Here is a 3,398-nt window from a genome sequence, read left to right as displayed (position 1 = left end):
GCGCCGTGACGCGATGGTAGCGCTACCACTGAGCCGGTGTAAGGCCAGCGGATGCCCCCCCTTTACCGCGCGGCTGTTCCGGCAAGTCTGAAAGCGAGTTTGAGTCGCAGTGGGTGCAAAGCGCACTGCGATGTTCGGTGTGGAAGACGGGCGTCGCCCGTACGTGCCCCCAGGAGGGGCGGTACATCCATTCGATCGTATGTCAGAGGGGAGAGTCATGAGCGCTGCTACTTTCCGTCGTACCCCAGGCCGGAGGGCTCGTCGATGAGCCGGACGCTGGCGAAGTTCACTTCCAGGGCCATGTTCACCTTTGTCGGTGGCGTCCTGGTCATCAATCCCGCATTCGCACAAGAGGCGTCAACGCCGGCACCCGTCGCCGGGCAGCAGAATCCGCCCAGCCCGACACAGCTGGACACCGTGCAGGTCACCGGCATCCGCAACAGCCTCAGCCAGGCCATGGACATCAAGCGTGATTCGGCCGGCGTGGTGGATGCGATCAGTGCGGAGGACATCGGCAAGTTCCCCGATACCAACTTGGCCGAATCCCTGCAGCGCATCACCGGCATCTCGATCGAGCGCCGTGACGGTGAGGGCGCACAGGTAACGGCACGTGGTTTCGGCCCTCAGTTCAACATGGTGACGCTCAACGGGCGGCAGATGCCCGGCGCCGATGCGTTCGGTGCGTCGGGGCAGGTCGCCATCGGTGGTGTCGACGGCGGCACCCGTGCCTTCAACTTCGCCCAGCTGGCCGCTGAAGCCATCAATGGCATCGAGGTCTACAAGACCAGCCAGGCCAATGTCCCCAGCGGTGGCATCGGTGCCACCATCAACATCCTGACCTCGCGGCCGTTCGACCACGAGGGCATCGTCGCCAGTGCCGGGGCGAAGGCCGTCTCCGACCGCAGCCAGCCGTTCGGCGACGACCTGACGCCGGAACTGTCCGGCATCTTCAGTTACACCAATCCCGACAAGACCTTCGGCGTGGGCGTGAGCGCCAGCTACCAGAAACGCAAGGGCGGTTCGGTGCAGGCCACCGACAACTACTGGAACGTGCAGCCGTGGACCGGCACGATGCCGGGCAACCCGAGGGTGGTCAATGCACCGGCGATCGGTGCGCTGTATGCGCGGCCGAACGACCTGCGCTATGCCTTCTCCGAATTCGAGCGTGAGCGCATCAACGGCCAGGCCGTGCTGCAGTTCGCGCCGACCGATGCGGTGACCTTGACCCTGGATTACACCTATTCGACCAACGAGATCACTGAAAATCGTGGCGAGCAGGGCATGTGGCTGCAGAACAGCAACTACACCGACGTCGAGTTCGATACCAGCGGTGCGGTTGCCACGCCGATCTACATCCGTGAAATCGCCGGCACCAAGGATTTCGGCCTTGAGCAGCAGCGCAGCATGCAGAAGTACAAGCTGGGTTCGCTCGGCCTGAACGCGGTCTGGAATGTGACCGACCGCTTCAAGCTCAGCTTCGATGCGCACAACTCGAAGAACGAAAGCCGCCCGAACGATCCGCTCACTGGTGGCGGCTCCATCTTCAGCAGCATCGCCGGCACCAACAACTGCACCGCCGGACCGCATTGCGGTGGGTCATGGGTGCAGGAAATGGTCTTCAACAGCGGCCTGCCGGTGGGCACCCAGGTCTGGTACCCGAGCACGGCCGATGCCATCGCCAACACCAACGGCGTGGTCAATCCGGGTTTCGCGCCGGGCGAGATCGGTTCGCAGGTGCTGCGCATCAACTCGCAGACACAGATCAGCGAGATCAAGCAGGGGCGTGTCGACGGTGAGTGGAGCTTCGACAAGGGGCGCTTCCAGTTTGGCGTGGACTCGAGCAAGCAGACCACCCACCGCATCCAGGCAGCGGAGAATTACAACACCCTGGGCGATTGGGGCGTGGCCAACGTTGACGGGGATGTTGCCAACGGGCTGATGGACCTGCTGCAGCCGGTCAACATCGTCGGGCTGTTCAACGACTTCAATGCCAACAGCTTCACGGCCTGGCGCGGCGATGCCGGTCGCCTTGCGCAGTGGGCGGCGGACAACTATGGCGCCAATCTCGGCGTGAGCCCGCAGCGCGCCGCCGATAACCTGGTGGAAGAGAAGACGAAGTCGGCCTACTTCCAGGTGGAGCTGGATGGCGAGCTGGGCGGCATGCGTACCAATACCCGCCTGGGTGTGCGCTATGAAACCACCGATGTTGTCTCCACCTCGAACATCGCCATCCCGGAAGCCATCGAGTGGCAATCCAACAATGACTTCCGCGTGGTGTTGTCCGACGAACAACAGCCGTTCACCGAGAAGAACAGCTACAGCTACATCCTGCCCAATCTGGATTTCAGCATCGATCTTCGTGAGGACCTGAAGGGGCGTGTCTCATTCGGCAAGAGCATCGCACGCGCGCCGATCGGCAACCTGTATGCCGGCCCGACCGCCCAGCAGCCGTTCGGCTCGGTCCTCATCGACCCGTCCTCGCGGGCCAGCGGTACCGCACAGAACCCGCAGCTGAAACCGCTGGAATCGGACAACCTGGATCTGGCGCTGGAGTGGTACTTCGCCGATGCGAGCTACGTCTCGCTGACCTACTGGAACAAATCGGTCGACAATTTCGTCGGCAACACCATTGTCCAGGAGAATCTGTACGGCCTGCGCGATCCTACCGCCGGTCCGGATGCGCAGGCGGCGCTGGCGTTCCTCACCAGCGGTGCCTGCGTCACACAGGTCGGCGCTGCCAATGCAGCGGCGTGCTCGGCCAATGACACCTCGCTGTTCACCGCCCTGGCCCTGCTGCGCAACAATCCCGCCGGGTTGGGCGCCTACAACGGTACCGACGCCCAGGTGCTGGCCACTGAAGCAGCCTACGACCTGTACGGTACGGCCGGCGATCCGCTGTACCAGTTCAACGTCAATCGTCCCATCAACCAGAACAAGGCCAAGCTCCACGGCTGGGAACTGGGTGGGCAATACTTCTTCGGCGATACCGGCTTCGGCATCTTGGCCAACTACACCCTGGTCAATGGGGATGTGGGATTCAACAACGCAGGCGACCCGGGCATCGACCAGTTCTCGCTCACGGGACTGAGCGACACGGCCAATGCGATGCTGATGTACGAGAAGTACGGTTGGTCGGTACGACTGGCGTGGAACTGGCGTGACCAGTACCTGATCCTGGCCAACCAGGGGGCCAGCCGCAATCCGTATTATGTGGAGGCGTACGAACAGTGGGATCTCAGCGTGAACTACACCCTGGATGACCACTGGTCGTTTGGCCTGGAGGCGATCAACCTGACCGGTGAGGATGTGCGTTGGCGTTCGCGCACCTCGCAGATGATCGTGAAGCTGGCCGACCAGAGCCCGCGTTACATGCTGGGCGTGCGTTACAGGTTCTGAAC

Annotated in this window: 1 protein-coding gene; it reads left to right on the top strand. The window is 62.7% G+C overall.

The genetic code is table 11. The features are described 5' to 3' along the window. The first annotated feature begins 264 nt into the window (after nucleotides 1–264). On the top strand, nucleotides 265–3,396 hold the full coding sequence (locus AB4Y84_RS16835) for a TonB-dependent receptor (protein WP_301908437.1): 3,132 nt from the start codon (nucleotides 265–267) through the stop codon (nucleotides 3,394–3,396). Nucleotides 3,397–3,398 lie beyond the last annotated feature (2 nt).

The organism is Stenotrophomonas sp. 2YAF22, from assembly GCF_052114665.1.
GTDB lineage: Bacteria > Pseudomonadota > Gammaproteobacteria > Xanthomonadales > Xanthomonadaceae > Stenotrophomonas > Stenotrophomonas indicatrix.
The sequence above is the reverse complement of the archived record's forward strand: the minus strand, read 5'-3'. Positions and strand labels throughout refer to the sequence as shown.

Coding starts and splice junctions, on each gene's coding strand:
- AB4Y84_RS16835 (WP_301908437.1), top strand. CDS start 265: ATGAGCCGGACGCTGGCGAAGTTCACTTCCAGGGCCATGTTCACCTTT.